19 protein-coding genes and 2 other annotated features are annotated in these 19,609 nt (G+C 36.4%); of the genes, 15 read left to right on the top strand and 4 right to left on the bottom strand.

Features of this window, described 5'->3' with window-relative positions:
- Positions 1-75 precede the first annotated feature (75 nt).
- Positions 76-1,059 carry a diaminopimelate epimerase gene (dapF, locus tag G4Z05_RS08510; RefSeq protein WP_163251462.1) on the top strand — a complete coding sequence of 328 codons (984 nt, stop codon included), beginning with the start codon at positions 76-78 and terminating at the stop codon, positions 1,057-1,059.
- An 11-nt stretch (positions 1,060-1,070) separates the two neighbouring features.
- Here the strand turns inward: dapF and G4Z05_RS08505 are convergent, their stop codons facing one another.
- A complete protein-coding gene (locus tag G4Z05_RS08505) occupies positions 1,071-2,912 on the bottom strand; it encodes a DNA ligase D (RefSeq protein ID WP_163251460.1) in 1,842 nt (613 codons plus the stop codon).
- Positions 2,913-3,024: 112 nt separating this feature from the next.
- Here G4Z05_RS08505 and ku point away from each other — a divergent pair, with 112 nt between their 5' ends.
- Positions 3,025-3,858, top strand: coding sequence for a non-homologous end joining protein Ku (gene ku, locus G4Z05_RS08500; RefSeq protein WP_163251458.1), 834 nt, complete (start codon positions 3,025-3,027; stop codon positions 3,856-3,858).
- A gap of 24 nt (positions 3,859-3,882) precedes the next feature.
- Here ku and G4Z05_RS08495 read toward each other — a convergent pair whose 3' ends face one another.
- Positions 3,883-4,170, bottom strand: coding sequence for a DUF6509 family protein (locus G4Z05_RS08495; protein ID WP_163251456.1), 288 nt, complete (start codon positions 4,168-4,170; stop codon positions 3,883-3,885).
- A gap of 211 nt (positions 4,171-4,381) precedes the next feature.
- Here G4Z05_RS08495 and G4Z05_RS08490 point away from each other — a divergent pair, with 211 nt between their 5' ends.
- The 3 genes from G4Z05_RS08490 to G4Z05_RS08480 are packed head-to-tail and all read left to right on the top strand — an operon-like array spanning position 4,382 to position 7,924.
- Positions 4,382-5,134, top strand: a complete 753-nt coding sequence (locus G4Z05_RS08490; RefSeq protein ID WP_163251455.1) for a DeoR/GlpR family DNA-binding transcription regulator — start codon at positions 4,382-4,384, stop codon at positions 5,132-5,134.
- Positions 5,131-6,045 (top strand): 1-phosphofructokinase, encoded by a 915-nt coding sequence (pfkB, locus tag G4Z05_RS08485; RefSeq protein ID WP_163251453.1) that lies wholly within the window; start codon positions 5,131-5,133, stop codon positions 6,043-6,045. Before G4Z05_RS08490 ends, pfkB begins: the two co-directional genes overlap by 4 nt.
- Positions 6,046-6,058: 13 nt before the next feature.
- Positions 6,059-7,924 carry a PTS fructose transporter subunit IIABC gene (locus G4Z05_RS08480; protein WP_163251451.1) on the top strand — a complete coding sequence of 622 codons (1,866 nt, stop codon included), beginning with the start codon at positions 6,059-6,061 and terminating at the stop codon, positions 7,922-7,924.
- 43 nt (positions 7,925-7,967) lie between these two features.
- Here the strand turns inward: G4Z05_RS08480 and G4Z05_RS08475 are convergent, their stop codons facing one another.
- Positions 7,968-9,242: an MFS transporter gene (locus G4Z05_RS08475; RefSeq protein WP_163251449.1), complete on the bottom strand. Its 1,275-nt coding sequence runs from the start codon at positions 9,240-9,242 to the stop codon at positions 7,968-7,970.
- Positions 9,243-9,417: 175 nt separating this feature from the next.
- Positions 9,418-9,665 (top strand) — a binding site (T-box leader).
- 183 nt (positions 9,666-9,848) lie between these two features.
- Positions 9,849-10,100: a binding site (T-box leader), on the top strand.
- 155 nt (positions 10,101-10,255) lie between these two features.
- Between G4Z05_RS08475 and trpE the strand changes: the two genes are divergently transcribed.
- Genes trpE through trpA form a run of 7 tightly spaced genes read left to right on the top strand, consistent with a single transcriptional unit; the run spans position 10,256 to position 16,647 of the window.
- The gene (trpE, locus tag G4Z05_RS08470; protein ID WP_163251448.1) at positions 10,256-11,647 is read left to right on the top strand and encodes an anthranilate synthase component I; all 1,392 of its coding nucleotides are present in this window, start codon (positions 10,256-10,258) and stop codon (positions 11,645-11,647) included.
- A complete protein-coding gene (locus G4Z05_RS08465; RefSeq protein WP_163251446.1) occupies positions 11,644-12,255 on the top strand; it encodes an anthranilate synthase component II in 612 nt (203 codons plus the stop codon). The genes trpE and G4Z05_RS08465 overlap by 4 nt, the downstream gene beginning before the upstream one ends.
- Positions 12,227-13,252, top strand: a complete 1,026-nt coding sequence (trpD, locus tag G4Z05_RS08460; RefSeq protein WP_163251444.1) for an anthranilate phosphoribosyltransferase — start codon at positions 12,227-12,229, stop codon at positions 13,250-13,252. Before G4Z05_RS08465 ends, trpD begins: the two co-directional genes overlap by 29 nt.
- Positions 13,253-14,041, top strand: coding sequence for an indole-3-glycerol phosphate synthase TrpC (gene trpC, locus G4Z05_RS08455; RefSeq protein ID WP_163251442.1), 789 nt, complete (start codon positions 13,253-13,255; stop codon positions 14,039-14,041).
- Positions 14,041-14,664: a phosphoribosylanthranilate isomerase gene (locus tag G4Z05_RS08450; RefSeq protein WP_163251440.1), complete on the top strand. Its 624-nt coding sequence runs from the start codon at positions 14,041-14,043 to the stop codon at positions 14,662-14,664. The genes trpC and G4Z05_RS08450 overlap by 1 nt, the downstream gene beginning before the upstream one ends.
- A complete protein-coding gene (trpB, locus tag G4Z05_RS08445) occupies positions 14,661-15,875 on the top strand; it encodes a tryptophan synthase subunit beta (protein ID WP_163251438.1) in 1,215 nt (404 codons plus the stop codon). The genes G4Z05_RS08450 and trpB overlap by 4 nt, the downstream gene beginning before the upstream one ends.
- On the top strand, positions 15,862-16,647 hold the full coding sequence (gene trpA, locus G4Z05_RS08440; RefSeq protein WP_163251436.1) for a tryptophan synthase subunit alpha: 786 nt from the start codon (positions 15,862-15,864) through the stop codon (positions 16,645-16,647). Before trpB ends, trpA begins: the two co-directional genes overlap by 14 nt.
- A 67-nt stretch (positions 16,648-16,714) precedes the next feature.
- Here trpA and sda read toward each other — a convergent pair whose 3' ends face one another.
- Positions 16,715-16,837, bottom strand: a complete 123-nt coding sequence (gene sda, locus G4Z05_RS08435) for a sporulation histidine kinase inhibitor Sda (protein WP_374717586.1) — start codon at positions 16,835-16,837, stop codon at positions 16,715-16,717.
- Between the two features lie 130 nt (positions 16,838-16,967).
- Here sda and G4Z05_RS08430 point away from each other — a divergent pair, with 130 nt between their 5' ends.
- The 3 genes from G4Z05_RS08430 to G4Z05_RS08420 form a co-directional block, all read left to right on the top strand.
- Positions 16,968-18,722 carry an AMP-binding protein gene (locus G4Z05_RS08430; RefSeq protein WP_163251435.1) on the top strand — a complete coding sequence of 585 codons (1,755 nt, stop codon included), beginning with the start codon at positions 16,968-16,970 and terminating at the stop codon, positions 18,720-18,722.
- A 93-nt stretch (positions 18,723-18,815) separates the two neighbouring features.
- Positions 18,816-19,019 carry a DUF6501 family protein gene (locus G4Z05_RS08425; protein WP_163251434.1) on the top strand — a complete coding sequence of 68 codons (204 nt, stop codon included), beginning with the start codon at positions 18,816-18,818 and terminating at the stop codon, positions 19,017-19,019.
- A 112-nt stretch (positions 19,020-19,131) separates the two neighbouring features.
- A partial coding sequence (locus tag G4Z05_RS08420; protein WP_205597402.1) for a transposase occupies positions 19,132-19,609 on the top strand: 478 nt, incomplete at its 3' end.

The following is a 19,609-nucleotide window of genomic DNA, read 5'->3' as shown; positions in this document are numbered from 1 at the left end:
TCAATTAGTTCCACATATCCCTATTGTTTGGTATGATAGATTATAATTCAGATACAGCATGATGGGGGTTTTTTTGTGGAGTTAACTTTGATTAAAGGGCATGGATCGGGAAATGATTTTCTGATTATTAATGAAATAATAAATGAAGTCCATTTGACTGAGAGCGATCGGGTGAAGCTTGCACAATTACTTTGTAGTAGGGAAACAGAGCTTGGTGCCGATGGGATTCTATTTGTTATGAGAAGCGAACGAGCAGACGGTAGAATGAGGGTTTTTAATGCAGATGGTTCTGAAGCATCCATGTGTGGTAATGGACTTCGCCTAGTCGCTCGAACGATTTGTGAGTTATATGGAAAAAACGAAGCCATTATTGAAACAATGAAGAAAGATCTTAAAGTTCGTAAACAAGAGGAGCTTTATCCTAACGTCCATACTTACCAAGTGGAAATTTCTCCTGTTTTGTTTGAATTAAAAGTTCTTCCTTTAAATCTAAATAAACCGACGTTATATAATGAAACTATTAAAGAATTATCATCTGATTTAAAGTTTACTGCACTTGCCGTGCCAAACCCGCATTTAATTTCGATTGTGGGCTCGGAAGTTTTAATGAGTGATTTCCAACAAACAATTAGTGAAAAAGTGAATGGACCTAATCATTTGTTTCCTGATGGTGTAAATGTAAGTTTTGTAAAGCCTATTCAATCAAATACTATTTATGTACGAACCTATGAACGTGGGGTAGGCTTTACCAATGCATGTGGAACAGCCATGTCTGCCTCCTCGCTTGTTACATGCCTTCAGGGAATAAACCAATTTGAAAAAATGATTGATGTTTATAATAATGGTGGAAGAGTCCAATGTATGGTTCATAAAGATGGCGAGAAATATTATATTGATTTAATTGGTAATGCTACTTATCTCTATGAAGCATCAGTAAAAGTGGATTTAGAGCAAATGTCGTTTTCAGTGATATCCAAAAATGAGTTCACTGAGCAAGATGCCTATGAGAAATTACAAGTAGAGGCGAAGCAATTCATAAATGAAACCATAAAAGGATAAGGTGACATCCCTTATCCTTCTTTTTTCCCTTTTTTTAATACATCTAGTACTTGGGAAAATGGTTGAATGGCTTTAGTGTGAAAATATGTTCTAAAAGGGTCTCCATGATTTTTTATTCGCTCCAAAACATTTTGCATCGTAAAAGTTTTCGGATTCAGTTTTTCGTCTACTTCATCCCAATACAGTGGTGTGGCAATTCCTCCATATTCATTTCCGCGCATGGAATAAGGGGCAATAACTGTTTTTCCTTCACCATGCTGTACATAATCAATATACAGTTTGTTGCCCCGATTCTTTTTCAATCTTTCAATGGTAAAGGAATCGGGATCTTGGGAAACTAAGTATTCAGCAATAAAGCTCGTAAACAGTCTTGTATCGTCATATGTAAATTTTTCTTCTGGTAAAGGGAGATAGATTTGCAATCCTTTATTTCCGGATGTTTTAATAAAACCGATTAAATTTAAACGGTCAAAAACATTTTTAATCATTAAAGCTGCCTTAATGGCCAAATGAAACTCATCAATTGATGGTGGGTCTAAATCAAAGACAATTTCACTCGGACCTGTGCTGTTAATGGTATCGAATGGTATGTGGTATTCAATTGCTAATTGATTTCCAAGCCAAATAAGGGTTTTAAGATTATTACATACAATATAATTTATCCCATTCGATTGGTGTGTATTTACAAAGTCAGGTGCATACGCGGGACAGTTTTTTTGGTAAAAAGCTTCACCAAACATCCCATGTGGGTACCTAATTACTGTAAGTAGACGATTTTTTAAAAATGTCATTAAGTATGGAGATACTTCCCGCATGTAGTGAATGAATTCAGACTTTCGTATCTTTGGTTTTTCCCATAACGGTTTCTCTGGATGAGTAATCTCTAAGTCTTTAGGTAAGTTTTTTTGTTGATAAATAAAATTATCGTAAGTACAGTCAGCTGGAGTTAAATCAAACCGAAATCGTTCAAAATGAGGCTCACGAAGCTGGTTGTCATAAAGTTCTAAATATTTGACTTCCAAACAAATAGCAGGCTCAACGAAAATAAATTGTTCGTCTTCTCTAACCATGTTTTGCTTCATAATGTTTCTAAGCGCTTGTTTTTCATCTTGTTTAAACCCAAAAAGTACTTGGCCAATGTTGACGATTTCTTCCTCTTTAAAAACGCTAACTGAGAAATATCCATTATTTTTATCATATGAAGTCACAAAGCAACGAACGTATTTCCAATTTTTGTATTTTAACCATTGTGGTGAACGTTTTCCTTCCTCCCAAAGACTGTTTTTGTGTTTGGCAACAATCCCTTCTCCATCGTAAAGAACTACCTTTTCCCATAAATCGTGGAAGTCATTGAAAGCTAGAACCGGCTGTAGCAGTTGATTATTATATGGATCGACCTCAAGATCGAGGCCTATACTTTTAAATAATTGCAACAGCTGTTTTTTTCGGCTTCGCAATGGTTGGTGATGCAAAGGGTTACCATTAATGGTAAGTATATCAAAAACCAATAATCTACATGGGGATTTGGCTGCCATTTCGTTAACCTTTATCCCAGTTTTTAATCTTCCACGTACTTGAATAGCAGCAAAATTTGCCTTGTATGGATTTATTAGGGAAACAAGCTCACCATCGAGAACTAATGGTAAGTATGGTTTGAATTTCTCTTTGTAATCTAATAAAAACTGGTTGATTTCAGGGAATTGCGGTAAAAGTGATTTTTTATTTCGACTCATTAATTTAATACTGTTTTCCGTCCATAAGAGAATAGCTCGAAATCCATCATATTTTACTTCATATAACCAATCTGGATTCACTGGCCGTTCGAATGTAAGTGTCGGGAGCATTGGTTTCATCATTTTTCTCCTTCATTATGTATGCATTAAGAAATATCTTTTCCAATAGTTTTTACGGATTCAATCAAAAGGTATACGCATAATAAAATCAAAAAAGATTGGAGATTTTACGATGCATACAATATGGAAAGGCAGTATCAGCTTTGGGCTTGTCAACATCCCAATCAAACTGCATTCGGCAACAGAGGATAAGGATATTAAGCTTCGAACTCTGCATAAAAAATGTCATGCACCTATACGTTATGAAAAAATTTGTTCTGTTTGTGAGGAAGAAGTAAAGCCCGAAGATATTGTAAAGGCATATGAATATACAAAAGGTAAATTCGTTGTCCTTGACAATGAAGAACTGGAAAAACTGCGGAAAGAAAACGAAGATAAAGCTGTGGAGATTATTGATTTTGTGAAAATAGAAGAAATTGATCCAATTTACTTTGACAGAAGTTATTACATGTCGCCAAATGAAAGTGGGGGAAAGGCTTATTCTTTGTTACGCAAGGCGTTACAGGAATCAGGCAAAGTAGGAATTGCAAAAATTATTATTCGCTCAAAAGAACAGCTGGCTGTTATTCGTGTTTACGAAAACACATTGGTCTTAGAAACAATCCATTTTCCAGACGAAGTTCGGAATGCGGAAGATGTGCCTAATATTCCATCAGATGATAAAGTGACGAAAAAAGAACTTGATACAGCGATTTTATTGATTGATCAATTAACTACTACATTTAAGCCTGAAAAATATCATGATGAATATCGTTCAGCTTTGTTAGAGTTAATTGAATCGAAGCGACAGGGGCAAGAAACAGTCACGGCTGCCACCAAGGAACCTGCTACTAATGTGACCGATTTAATGGCAGCTCTTCAAGCCTCGATTGACAGAACCAAACCAAAAAAAGCGGCAACTCGAACAAAGAAAAAAGCTGCATCCAGAGTAAAAAAAGAAGCATGAAAAAAGCAGGGCTCCCCCTGCTTTTTATTTTTCTATTGCATTTGCTTTACAATAGTTAAGCACCATGTTCTCTTCATCTTCCTCTAAAGCGAAGTCAAGAACTTCATCATTACCTTTTTCGTAAAAGTGATAATTAATAATTTTTCCTTGATTTTCTTCAATTCCAAATAATACTCTTAAACCTACACCCTTTTCAGAGTAAAGTTCATCCTCTTCATCAACCTCTAAATCAAGAAAAAATTCGTAACGTTCACCAGTTAACAGTCCGAATGGATCTTCCAACTTTTCAACAGTGTGACCAATAATCTTCAAGTCGTATCATCCTTTACCAATGTATCATCGGTTCTTATTATACATCATGTATAAAACATTTATAAAGATGGAAGGGAGAACTAGCACAAAACCTATCACAATCAATCAAAAACAATCATTGTTTTGAATGTTTTTAGCAGAAAATGATTGACTTATTGCAATCGTTTTCAGTATGATGTAGTAGAGAAATATGTTTTAAAGGTGGAATAACATGCTTACACCAGAACGTCATCAAATTATCCTTCAATTGCTAAAGGAAAAAGGAATCGTAAAAATTCAGGAAATAATGGAATTGACGAATTCATCGGAATCTACAATCCGGAGGGATTTATCTCAATTAGAAGAGCAAAAGTTTTTAAAAAGAATTCATGGTGGGGCTTCCAGACTACAAGGAAAACTACAGGAACTTAGCATGATTGAGAAATCCTCCAAAAACCTTCAGGAAAAACGAATGATTGCAAAATATGCGGCAAGTTTAGTGGAGGAGGGAGATTGTATTTATTTGGATGCAGGTTCGACCGTATTTGAAATGATACAGTACTTGCCATTAAAAGATCTTGTGGTAGTTACAAACGGTTTTATGCATTTACCTGAATTGATCAGTAAAGGAATTACTACTTATATCCTTGGAGGATTAGCAAAATCCAAAACAAATGCCATAATCGGTAGAAGCGCTCTTGAAAGCCTAGATCTATATCGATTTGATAAATGCTTCATGGGTGTGAATGGAATCCACCCTCAGTTTGGTTACACGACTCCTGATCAAGAAGAAGCAATGGTAAAACAAAAAGCCATCAGTCTTTCGAGAGAGGCATTTGTATTAGCCGATAACACGAAGTTTTCTGAGATTTCATTTGCGAAAATAGCTGATATACACGAAGCAACAATTGTTACGAATGAATTGCCAGATGAATTAGAAAACCAATATTTGAATAGAACTACGATTAAGGTTGTGACAGCATGATATATACATTAACAATAAATCCATCTGTAGATTATATTGTTCAGGTTGAACACTTTCAACTTGGCAAATTAAATCGAACCAAAAGTGAAGCTAAATTTCCTGGTGGAAAAGGGATAAATGTATCTAGAGTTTTAAAACAGTTGGATATTCCAAGTAAGGCACTTGGGTTTGTCGGAGGATTTACTGGTACATATATAAAACAGTTTCTGGAAAATGAAAATATTTTAACTGGCTTTATTAGAGTAAAAGAAGATACACGTATTAATATCAAACTAAAAACGGGTCAAGAAACGGAAATTAATGCCAATGGTCCTAGAATTTCTGAAGAGGATTTTACCGCATTAAAAAAACAAATCAAGAATCTTAAATCAGACGACATTTTAGTATTGGCAGGAAGTATCCCTGGTTCATTACCTAAAACAACATACTTAGAGCTTGTAGAGATTTGTAAAGAAAATGGGACACTATTCGTAGTAGATGCGGAAGGCGAATTATTGAAAAAGGTGCTTCCTTATCAGCCTTTTCTAATAAAGCCAAATCATCACGAACTAGGTCAAATATTTGATACCAATATTTCTATCCCTGAGGAAGTCGTTCCTTATGGAAAAAGACTAATTGAAATGGGCGCTCAAAATGTCATCGTTTCTTTAGCTGACAAGGGAGCTGTGTTTATCAGTGAAGATTTCACATGTTTGGCAAAGGTACCTAAAGGTGAGGTAAAGAATTCTGTTGGTGCTGGTGACTCGATGGTTGCAGGTTTTTTAGCTGCTTTTGAAAAAACAAAAAATAAAGAAACTGCTTTTCGTTATAGTGTTGCTTCTGGAAGTGCGACTGCATTTTCTCTTGAACTTTGTACAAAGGAAAAAGTTGAAGAACTTTTTCATCAAGTTGAAATAATAAAAATTCTCTAAGGGAGAGAGACTTATGAAAATTACCGAATTGTTATCAATAAATACGATTCAGCTTCACTTAGAAGGTAATCAAAAAATAGAAGTCGTTGAGCAACTGGTGGATATGCTATATCAGGCGGGGAAAGTCACGAATCGTGATGAATTTAAAGCCGCCATCTTAAAGCGTGAAGAACAAAGTACAACAGGTATTGGTGACGGGATAGCGATCCCACATGCTAAGACAAAAGCTGTTAAAGAAGCTGCCATTGCTTTTGGTAAATCTATATCAGGTGTTGATTATCAATCATTAGACGGTAAACCGGCCCATTTATTTTTTATGATTGCAGCACCTGAGGGGGCGAACAATACCCATCTAGAAGCTTTGGCGCGGCTTTCAGGGCTGTTAATGAAAGCAGAAGTACGTTATGAACTTTTGAAAGCTACATCCCCGAATGAAATTATTGATATAATCAATCGATTTGATAAAGAAGAAACAAAGAAATCCACAAATTCTGTAAAAAAGGACTTGATTGTAGCTGTTACCGGTTGTCCGACAGGAATTGCTCACACATATATGGCTGCTGACTCATTAAAAGCGAAGGCGAAAGAAATGGGTGTTGAAATCAAGGTTGAAACAAACGGTTCTGGCGGTGCTAAGAATATTCTTACCGAAGAGGAAATTGAGAAGGCTACAGCTGTTATTGTCGCAGCAGATATCAATGTAGAAATGGAACGATTTAAAGGAAAACATGTCATTCAGGCAGCTGTTGCAGATGGAATTCACCGTTCTCAACAACTTATTGAAAAAGCATTGAAACGGGACGCACCTGTTTATAACGGAGGTGACAGACCGAATGAAAAATCAACGGAACAAAAAGGGACCAAAAAAGGATTTTATAAGCATTTAATGAACGGTGTTTCAAATATGCTTCCATTTGTAGTTGGTGGAGGTATATTAATCGCTATTAGCTTCTTGTTTGGCTACAATGCGTTCAAACCGGATGATCCGTCTTATCATCCGATTGCAGAAGCTTTGATGACCATCGGCGGTGGGAATGCGTTTGGTCTCATTGTCCCAGTTCTTTCAGGATTTATCGCACTTAGTATCGCAGACCGTCCAGGCTTTGCACCAGGAATGATTGGCGGATTAATAGCAGCTAATGGTGGAGCTGGGTTTCTTGGAGGATTAATAGCAGGTTATCTTGCAGGTTATCTTGTCCTCCTAATTAAGAAATTGGTTAGTCGTCTACCCAAATCTCTAGAAGGGATTAAAAGCATCCTCATTTATCCTTTATTAGGAATTGCCGCAACAGGATTTATCATGTTATATGTCATCAATAAACCTGTAGCTTGGTTGAATGCTTCAATCACAGAATGGTTAACCGGATTGGGAACTGGAAATGCCATATTATTAGGAATTATACTTGGATTGATGATGGCTTTTGATATGGGTGGTCCAATTAATAAAGCAGCATATGTATTTGGAACTGGACTTCTGGCTAGCGGTGTATATGAGCCAATGGCAGCCATTATGGCAGCAGGGATGGTTCCACCACTTGGAATTGCTATTGCAACAACGTTATTTAAAAATAAATTTACAGCGGAAGAACGCAATGCGGGTAAAGCATGTTTTGTAATGGGCTTATCGTTTATTACTGAAGGAGCGATTCCATTTGCTGCAGCCGATCCATTTCGTGTCATTCCTGCTTTAATGGCTGGTTCCGCAGTTGCCGGAGCATTATCGATGGCCTTTAAAATCGGACTAAGAGCACCACACGGAGGATTTTTTGTTGTGCCATTGGTTGAGAATGGAGCTTTAATGTATACATTCGCTATTCTTGTTGGTGCTTTAGTAACTGCATTATTAATTGGGATCTTGAAAAAGCCTGTAAATTCATAAAAAGGAACAAGCCGGTATATGGATGACCATTACCGGCTTTTTTTTAATCTCCATGCTTCGGTTTAATGGCAAATAAAGCAATCAACGCAGCTATGAAACAAAGTCCACTCATGATAATAAAAATCCAATTATTTGAAAATTTCATGATTAAAGCAATTAACGGAGGACCTGAAGCAACTCCAATAAATCTCATTGATGAATAAAAAGAAGTAATGGTACCGCGCTCCGATTTCTCTATACCATCCATAATAAGAGTATCCAAACATGGGAGGCCTATTCCAATCCCTATACCGACGATCAGAAACATGCTAATCATATACCAAAGTTTCATTGAAAACCAAAGTGCAGCGATGGATAAAGCGGCAATAAGAATCCCGCTAAAAGTTAACCATTTCATTAAAATTTTATTTTTTTTAATTAATTTTCCACTAATAAATGATGATAATGAAAGAGCTACTAGGGGAAAGGCCAAGAAAAAACCTTTTTTAAGTGCATTTATTCCATATTTTGTTTCAAATATCTCTGATAGATAAAATAAGATTCCGAATAGAACTAGCATTAGGATACCACCAATGACAAAAATGGCATAAAGCCATCTTCCTTCATTGGTAAAAGTATTTTTTAATCCATGTAGAAAATCTTTGTAAGGTATTGGTTTTTGTGCCCTTTTTGGAGTTTTAACAAACAAAAGCATCATAATAACAGAAAGGGCACAAAAGATTGGAAAAGAAAAAAAGGGCAGAAACCAAATAAATCCTGCAAGGAGCGCACCAAAAATAGGGCTTAATACTTTACCGAAAGTATTGGATGTTTCAATTAACCCTAAACAAATACTGACATCGTTTTCATTCTTGAACATGTCGCCGACTAATGGAAGAACAATTGGAAATGCTCCTGCGGCACCTACTCCCTGGAGTGCACGGCCGATTAGAATCAACCAATAAGATTGATCTAATTTCCATGCAGCCCAACCAGAAATCAAGCCGCCGATTCCGGCAATAATTAAGCTCGGAATAATGACTTTTTTTCTTCCAATATGATCAGATAAATAACCAGCAATTGGTATTAAAAGGATAGCCACAATGGAATATACGGTTATTATTAAACTAGACTGAAAAGATGAGATCGATAATTTTCTTTCCATAATAGGTAGTACGGGTATAAGCATGGAGTTACCTAAAGTCATAACTAAAGGAATGGAAGATAGTGAAAGTATAGCCCATTTCTGGCTAGATATATTATTGGACCGACTCTTTTCTTTTGAGTTTTTATATTTTCCGGTCTTATGTAGCTTATCTATTTGTTCAATATGTTCCATTTAACTTCTATCCTACCTTAAATAATTTGTATTGTTAATATGGGCATTTATGATAAAAAAAACAATACATAAATAATTCCTTAATATGGAATTTTAAAACGTTTTCAAAAAATTCTTTTTATTCTATCTTGACAATCACTTTTTCATTGTAATATTATAGAAAAAAATAAATGAGCTTTAGGCATTGACGAAGAGTAGTAGCTATTACAGATTCTTTAGAGAGCTGATGGTTGGTGCGAATCAGTGAAGATGTATTAGTGAATGGACTTCCGAGCCTCCAAACCGAACTCCTATGGATAGTAGGCTTTGGCGAAAAATCTCATCGTTACAAGAGATAGGTATTAAAGTGTAAAGCTTTGATACTGGTAAAGTGAGCTAATATTTAGCTAATAAAGGTGGCACCACGGGTCTTCCGTCCTTTTAAGGATGGGAGGCTTTTTTATTTTGTGGGTGTATAAACCAAATAACATAAGTTTTCGAGTGGCAAGACACATTAGATACTCATAAGATGTGATTGCATTTTATCGTGTGTAAGAGAAGAAAACATAATTTCTCCGAGAGATATTTACACCTAAGAAAATTAGAAAGACTAATAAAATTTAATGATGTAAATCGTTGAACAAGAGTAGTACACTTATTCATTTCTTTTCAGAGAGTCGGGGAAGGTGGAATCCGATAAGAAAGGGTAAGTGGAATGGACTTGTGAGAGCCATCTTGAACCATAGTAGGGATGGACGGAATTCCACCGTTAAAAGGATAGGATATCGAGCGCTTTATTCGCTTCTGTATCTGAAATGAGGGAGCAGTTCTTCTGCTTCGAATGGAGGTGGCACCACGGTTGGATAAATCGTCCTCTATATGTATAACAAATGTTATGCATATAGAGGACTTTTTTATTGGATACAAGATTTTTTTAAGGCTTCGAAAGTATGATCAGCGAACCCTGTAAACTGGTAGCTATTTGCCATACTGAGCAGGGCACTTACACTTTTCTTTTTAAAAGGAGATGCATAATGAAAATGAAATCAACCGTATTAATAAAAGAATTAAACGGTGATAGTTTAACACCTATTTTGATTTTGCAGAAAATCAGTGGGAAAAAGAAATTTTTACTTGAAAGTTCACAAAAATACAATGCAAATGGTCGGTATTCCTTTATCGGTGCAGATCCATCTTTTGAACTAATTTCATCAGGAGATGTAAATACGATTGTCACCAAGACTGGCAGAAAGGAAATTAAAGAGAATCCATTAGAGACATTAAAAAAATTATTCCCCTCTCCAATATTGGAAGAAAGTCCCTACCCATTTATTGGAGGTGCGGTTGGATATATTGGTTATGATATTGTCAGACAATTCGAAACGATTGGGGAGGAGTATCCAAATAGTATCAATATGCCAGATGTGCACTTAATGTTTTATGAAGTAATTATTGCATTCGATCATCTTGAGGATAAAGTATACGTTGTTGGTGTGCCGCTATCGGAAGGAAGTGACGAAGAGACCGTCAAACAAATGATGGATTTAAGGATTAAAGAATTAAAACAACCTATTCATTATTTGGAGGAGGAGGCTTTTCATTTTTCTGAATTTCAATCCGAAATGACAAAAAAAGAATTTGTAGAAAAGGTTGCTATAGCCAAGGAGTATATTCTTTCGGGAGATATTTTTCAAGTTGTCCTTTCACAAAGAATGAAATCAAAATTTATTGGTTCTCCTGTTTCAATATATCGAAAACACCGTGCACAAAATCCAACACCATATATGTTTTATATTGATTTTGATGATTATACCGTCATTGGTTCTTCACCTGAAAGTTTAATAAAAACAAGAGGAAAACAGGTGATTGCCAATCCGATTGCTGGAACGAAACGAAGAGGAAGGAACAGTTCGGAGGATCAAATCATTGCACAAGAGCTTTTGAAAGATGAAAAAGAATTGGCAGAGCACAAAATGCTTGTCGACCTTGGAAGAAATGATCTAGGAAAAGTTTGTGAATTTGGATCCGTTCATGTTAAGAGGTATATGGAAATAGAAAAATACCGTCATGTCATGCATATTGTTTCAGAGGTTAGCGGCATACTTCGAAAGGATCAGTCACCACTTGATGCGATTGCAGCTAGTCTACCTGCAGGGACCGTTTCCGGCGCACCTAAGGTCAGAGCGATGGAAATAATCAATCAATTGGAAAAATCTAAGCGTGGTCTTTATTCGGGAGCGATTGGTTATTTATCGGTAAATGGGAATATGGATTTTGCCCTTGCGATTCGAACGATGATTTTAAAAGAAGATACTGCTTATATACAGGCGGGGGCTGGTATTGTTTATGATTCGAATCCAGAATCGGAATATGAAGAAACATTAAATAAAATGAGGTCCTTTTTGGTAGGGGGGACACCACAATGATTTTACTCATAGATAACTATGATTCTTTTACATTTAATTTATATCAATATTTAGGAGAACTAGGAGAAGAGGTAATTGTTTATCGAAACAATCAATTAAATACAACAGATATTAAACAATTAAAGCCAAAGGCAATCATCCTTTCTCCTGGACCGGGAAAACCTGAAAATGCTGGAATTTGTATGGAAGTCATTCAAACCTTTTATAAAAAAATTCCAATTTTAGGAATTTGTCTTGGTCATCAAGCAATTGGTGCTGCTTTTGGCGGAAAGATTAAAAGAGCAAGCATTATTAAGCATGGGAAGACATCAATCATTCATCATAACGGAGGCAAAATTTTTTATAACTTATCCGAAAATTTCGAAGTTATGAGGTATCACTCATTAATCATTGATAAAAACACCATTCCTGAAGAGATTGAGTGTATAGCCTATTCCATAGATGACCAAGAAATAATGGCCATTAAACATAAACATTATCCGGTATATGGCCTGCAGTTCCATCCAGAATCGATTGGAACCCCAACAGGTAAACAAATACTTGAAAATTTTTTAAGTGAAATAGAAGGGATGAGGAAAAATGAAAAAATTTCTGCTTCAATTGGCTGAACACCAATCATTTTCAGAGAGTGAAATGAAGGAAGCGGTCGATTATATCCTAGGAGAAGATATATCCGAATCAGAAATAGCTGCCTTTTTAATGGGATTAAAATCAAAAGGGGAAACCGTAGAAGAAATTGTCGGTATTGTAAAAGCGATGAAAGCAAATACACTTACTTTTAAAAAGAAGATTCCGAATGTTCTGGATAATTGTGGAACTGGGGGAGATGGTTCTTCTAGTTTTAATGTAAGCACCACTTCAGCTTTTGTCATTGCAGGGGCTGGAATTCCGGTAGCCAAACATGGGAATCGAAGTGTCTCAAGCAAAACCGGAAGTGCGGATGTACTTGAGTTTTTAGGGGTGAACTTGAATTTGCCTGCGGAAAGCATAGAAGAAATTCTTCATGAAATTGGAATCGCCTTTTTATTTGCTCCACATGTTCATCCAAAATTAAAGAAAGTGATGATGGTTCGAAGACAGCTAAAAATACCAACAATTTTTAATTTTATTGGGCCTTTGTCTAATCCCATTGACTTAGACTACCAATTGCTGGGGGTTTATCGAAGAGATTTATTACATGTTTTTGCTGAAGTGTTGAATCAATTAGGACGGAAAAGGGCGGTTGTTATCAATGGGGCAGGTTACATGGATGAAGCCTCTCTTCAGGGAGAAAATAGGCTGACTATTTTAGAAAACGGAAGGATTTCAGATCAAATCATTTATCCTGAAGATGTTGGATTACCACAGTATGACAATAGCAGAATTAAGGGTGGGGACCCAAAAGAAAATGCGGACATTTTAGTCAACGTCTTAAAAGGTAAAAAAGGAGCCTATTTAGACACAGTTTTGTTTAATGCTGGTATTGGAATTTATACAGCAGGAAAAGCTCCCACCATTCAGGCTGGAATTCAGCTAGCCAGGGATATTATTGATTCAGGTGTAGCTTATGAAAAACTTATGGCCTTGATAGAGAAAACTCGTTCATTACAGAAGGAGGCAATGTAGGTGACAACGATCCTTGATCAAATTATTGAGAAAAAGAAACAGGAAGTCATCCTGCTTCGTGAGAAACAGGTCCCATTTCAACGGGATGCAAACCAAAAAAAATCTTTTATTGAAACATTGCAGAAAGCGGGAGAAATTTCGGTTATTGCCGAATTTAAAAGAGCTTCACCTTCAAAAGGCATGATAAACAATGCAGTTCATCCTGCAAAACAGGCAGTATTATACGAAAAAAATGGAGCTGCTGCGATATCTGTATTAACGGATGAAACTTTTTTTAAAGGCTCATATTCTGATTTAAATGTGGTGCGAGAAGTTGTTGATCTTCCAATCCTTTGTAAAGATTTTATTATTGACCCGGTTCAAATTCATCACGCTTCCTCCCATGGGGCAGATCTGATTTTATTAATTGCTGCGGCATTGGAAGAATCACAAATCAAAGAGCTTTACGAGTATGCGAAAGATTTAGGACTAGAGGTACTTGTGGAGATTCATAATGAGACTGAATTAGAAGTTGCCCTTAAGGTGGGTGCAAAACTAATTGGTGTGAATAACCGAGATTTAAAGACTTTTCAAGTTTCACTTGAAGTAACTGAAATATTAGCTCCAAAAGTTAAACAATCAGGTGCATTTCTTATCAGTGAAAGCGGGATTTTTGATCAAGCGGATGTAGCTAGGGTGAGAAATGCTGGGGCAAATGGAATATTAGTAGGTGAAGCCTTCATGAGAAGTGAAAACTTACAGCAAGTTTTCAATGATTTTCGCTTGCCATTATTGGAGGAGAGAAAATAATGAAGGTGAAAATTTGCGGGATAATGGATGTGGAAACAGGGGTAGCCTCTGCCGAATATGGTGCAGATGCCATTGGATTTGTATTTGCTGAGAGCAAGAGGAAAATTTCCGCATATAAGGCCAGGGAGATTATTTCACATTTACCAAAAAGAGTGTTTAAGGTTGGGGTATTTGTAAATGAATCCAAAGATGAGATGGAGAGAATTGCAGAGATCGCCGGCCTTACACATTTTCAATTACATGGAGATGAAACGGCATTATTTAGTAAGTCCCTTTCATTACCTGTGATTAAAGCCATTAGCTTTCAAAACAGTCAAAGTTTAATACGTGTTCAACATTTTCCTAGTGAATATATATTACTGGATGGGCCAAAGGGAAAATATCGAGGGGGAAATGGAACTCCGTTTAGTTGGAATGAGGCAGATTTAAGTATTTTAAGAGATAAAAAGGTAATTATTGCTGGAGGCCTTCATATTGAAAATGTGGAAGAGGCTATCAGAATATTGAACCCTTACATGGTCGATGTGAGTTCTGGGGTTGAAACAGACGATGTAAAGGATTTAAAAAAAATTAAAGCATTTATTGAAAAGGTTAAAGGAATGGTGAAGGAGGAAGTAAAATGAGTGTTTATACATTACCGAACGAACAGGGTCATTTTGGGAAATTCGGGGGAAGATTTGTACCTGAAACATTAATGAAGGCTGTTATTGAGTTAGAACAAGCATATGAAGAGGCAAGAAAGGATCCAGGATTTTATTCAGAGCTAACAGGTTTATTAAAACAGTATGTAGGTAGAGAAACTCCATTATATTTTGCTAGTAATCTCACAAAACATGCTGGTGGTGCTTCCATCTATTTAAAAAGAGAAGATTTAAATCATACGGGTGCTCATAAAATAAATAATGCTCTCGGGCAGGCATTGCTTGCTGTCCGTATGGGAAAAAGAAAAATCGTGGCGGAAACAGGAGCAGGACAACATGGAGTAGCAACAGCAACTGCCTGTGCGCTCTTAAATCTAGATTGTATTATTTTTATGGGGGAAGAGGATATAAAACGTCAATCGTTGAATGTTTTCCGAATGGAATTATTAGGAGCTAAGGTTGTCAGTGTGAATTCAGGCAGTGCAACTTTAAAAGATGCAGTCAATGAAGCCCTTAGGTATTGGGTGGCCAATGTAGATGATACACATTATTTACTTGGTTCTGTGATGGGGCCACATCCATTTCCAATGATCGTAAGGGATTTCCAAAGTGTAATCGGTAAAGAAACAAAGGAACAATTTTTCATAGTAAATGGAAGGCTTCCTGATGCCGTTGTAGCCTGCATCGGGGGCGGGAGTAATGCCATGGGGATGTTCTATCCTTTTATCGATAACAAAGAAGTCCGATTATATGGGGTAGAAGCTGCCGGGAAGGGAGTAAATACTTCCTATCATGCTGCAACTTTAACAAAGGGCAAGCCGGGTGTCTTACATGGATCTTTAATGTATTTATTGCAAAACGAAGATGGTCAAATCCAAGAAGCACATTCCATCTCAGCAGGACTTGATTATCCAGGTGTCGGACCGGAACACAGTTATTTAAAGGATACCGGTCGAGCGCAATATTATTCGATCACTGACCAGGAAGCACTAGATGCATTTCAATTACTATCGAAACTAGAAGGAATTATCCCTGCACTTGAGAGTGCACATGCGATCGCTTTCGCAATCAAGCTGGCATCAAAAATGCCTTCTACTCAAAATATCGTTGTTTGCCTATCAGGACGGGGAGATAAAGATGTAGAAACAGTGAAGACTTTGCTGAAAGGGGAAGTGCGCAATGAATCGAATTGAAAGGGCCTTTAAATTATTAAATAAAACGAACAGTAAGGCCTTTGTTCCTTATATGATGGCAGGTGATGGAGGGTTAGATTGTCTTGTTGATCGGCTTATCCTTCTTGAAAAATTTGGTGCCTCAGCTATAGAGGTTGGAGTTCCATTCTCAGACCCGGTAGCAGATGGACCAACGATTCAAAGAGCTGGAATGAGAGCACTTCAAAATGGAACGACACTGAGAGGGATTATCGAAGAACTAGAGAAAGCAAGAGAGCAAGTCTCGATTCCAATCATTCTCATGACGTACTTAAACCCCATCTATGCGTTTGGTATCGATAGATTTGTTGAAGCGATAAATAATGCTGGGATTGATGGATGTATTATACCTGATCTGTCTCTTGAGGAAGAAGAGATGATTGCACCAAAACTCTCGGAGGTAGGGGTCGAACTTATTCGTCTTGTCACCCCAACAACACCTGTTGAGCGCATTAAACAAATATCTTCCAAAGGTAAAGGATTTTTATATGCAGTAACTATTAAGGGAATAACAGGTACAAGAATTGATATGGATAAAGAATTATATTCATTTTTAAATGTAGTAAAATCATTTAGCCCACTGCCGGTTTTAGCCGGTTTTGGAATAGATAATCATGACCAAATAATGGAATTATCCAATTACTGTGATGGAGTTGTTGTAGGAAGTAAGATTGTAGAATTGTTTAATGAGAATAAAATGGATGAACTAAAACAATTACTTTCTATAAATAAAAAAATGTCACAATTGACATGACAAAACAACTAGATTATTGATATGAAAACCGCTGAATGAAGTTCAGCGGTTTTAAAATTGGATAATATTATTTTTTAATTGCCTTTAATCCTCGCCGTTCTATTTCATCCTTCAAAATTCTGATCCATTCTTTTTCCTTCCCAGACTTTAATGCATCTCGATACGAAACAACCAGCTGCTCGTTACTCATAATTTTCAACTTGAGAATGCCCTCCTTGGAAAGTAGCTTTAAATATTTAGTTTTTATTATTGTAATAGTTAATCACAAATTTGAGAACCCTTTCATGTAATTATTTCATAAAATTTCAAACATTCTTATAATGTTATTTTTAATTATATATTCAAAAAATATTGAATATTCATTAAAATGTGTTAACATATTTTTGAAAACGTTTTATATTTTTTTATCGTTCATAGGGGGTAGATGGATGTCGTCTTTATTAAATTTAACAGTAGGCAAATTGCTGGAACAAAAAGCAAATTTGCATCCTGACCAGGAAGCGGTAGTTTATTCCGATCGAAATCTTAGATGGTCCTATCGAGAATTTGACCAAATTTGTCGTAGAGCCGCAAAAGGGTTTATGAAACTTGGTATAGAAAAAGGGGAACATCTAGCTGCTTGGTCGTCAAACACTCCTGAATGGCTGATTACGCAGTTTGCTACAGGAAAGATGGGAGCAGTATTAGTCACTGTTAATACAAACTACCGTACTGCCGAATTGGAATACTTGTTAAAGCAATCTGATACTACCACGATACTGTTAATGGATACATGGAAAGATTCATCCTATATTGATATGTTATATGAAATTGTGCCAGAGCTAAAAAATTCCGAACCAGGAAGATTAAAGAGCAAACGGTTGCCATATTTAAGGAATGTCGTTGTATTAGGAGAGAAACGATACCCTGGTACATTTTCCTGGGAGGATATAATGCAATTGGGGGAGTTAGTCTCGGACAAGGAACTTGATCAGCGAATGAACTCACTGGAAGTAGATGATGTAATTAACATGCAATATACTTCTGGGACTACTGGCTTTCCAAAAGGGGTAATGCTTACTCATTCCAATATTGTGAATAATGCTTTCAATATTGCTGGCTGCATGAAGTTGACAAATAAAGACCGTCTTTGTATCCCCGTTCCATTTTTTCATTGCTTTGGTTGTGTACTTGGAACACTGGCCTGTGTTTCAGTAGGTGCAACCATAGTTCCGGTTCAAGATTTTAGTCCTAAGAGGGTACTGCAAACTGTACAGGATGAAAAGTGTACAGGCCTTCATGGTGTCCCAACAATGTTTATCGCAGAATTGAATGATCCTGATTTCGAAAAGTATGATCTTTCCTCCCTTAGAACGGGGATAATGGCAGGTTCAAATTGCCCAATCGAAGTCATGAAGGCAGTAATCGAAAAAATGGGGATTACGGAAATTACTATTGCCTATGGACAAACCGAATCTTCCCCAGTCATTACACAAACTAGAACGAATGACCCAATTGAATTAAGAGTTGAAACAGTTGGTAAACCTCTTCCAAACGTGGAGGTAAAAATTGTGGAACCGGGAACAGATAAGGAGGTACCACGGGGGGTACAAGGAGAATTATGTACAAGAGGATACCATGTTATGAAGGGGTATTACAAAAACGATGCTGCCACGAGGGAGGCAATCGATCAAAACGGGTGGCTCCATACAGGTGATTTGGCTGTGATGGACGAAGCAGGTTATTGTAAAATCACCGGACGTCTTAAAGATATGATTATTAGAGGTGGGGAGAATATTTATCCTCGAGAAATTGAGGAATTTCTTTATCAACATCCTAAGATTCTCGATGTTCAAGTAGTTGGAGTCCCAGATGCAGTATACGGGGAAGAAGTAATGGCTTGGATCATCTTAAAGGATGGAGAGACCGCTACGGCAGAAGAAATAAAAAGTTTCTGTACTGGAAAAATTTCTAAACATAAAATCCCTCGTTATATTGAATTTACAGATTCCTATCCTATGACCGCCTCCGGAAAAATTCAAAAATATCGACTACGTGAAAAAGCAAAGGAAATGCTAAATATAAAATTCATTTAATTTTAAAGAAATAATTATATTATTGCGCGCCCATCAAATGTATGTTTATACTTAAAATTAGACTATGTACTTTAAAAGGGGCGATATTCATCAATGATTCATTTAACATGGCGTAATCGTGAAACAATTAAAAAAGTGCTATGTACACATACCAATGCACAAAAATATATAGTAAACAATGTATTAACAGCCGGTAAAGTTTACGAAGTAAAAAATGAAACAGATGAATTTTATTATATCATCGACAATACCGATAAAGTCGGAGGATATTACAAAGAGTATTTTCAGGATGCATAAAAATGCCCAGCTATTAGCTGGGCATTTCAGACTGTCGACAAAATCCTTTTTTAAAGGATTTTGTCGACATTTTTTGTATAATTATGTTATAGAATATCGAGGTGATATTGAAATGCTTACTAAAAATACACAAGTAAATCGAGATCAATTAGAAATGATTACTTTAGACCAGCTGGTTCCTGAAAATCACTTGGTTCGTAAGATAGAAGCTGCTATTGATTTTTCATTTATATATAAATTAGTTGAGAATATGTATTCATCTGAACGTGGTCGTCCAAGTATTGACCCTGTTGTATTAATTAAGATGGCTTTTATTCAATATACCTTCGGTATTCGCTCTATGCGCAAAACTATTGAAGAAATTGAAACAAATCTTGCTTATCGTTGGTTCTTAGGTTTTGGGTTTCATGATAAAGTCCCCCACTTCTCAACCTTCGGAAAAAACTATGAAAGACGTTTCAAGGATACAGATCTATTTCAAAAAATCTTCTACCGCATTCTAAAAGAAGCTTCTGATAAAAAGTTGATTAGTGCTGAACATGTATTTATTGATTCTACGCATGTTAAAGCAAGTGCAAATAAACGTAAAT

Source organism: Neobacillus thermocopriae (assembly GCF_010975035.1).
Lineage (GTDB): Bacteria > Bacillota > Bacilli > Bacillales > Cytobacillaceae > Neobacillus > Neobacillus thermocopriae.
The sequence above is the reverse complement of the archived record's forward strand: the minus strand, read 5'-3'. Positions and strand labels throughout refer to the sequence as shown.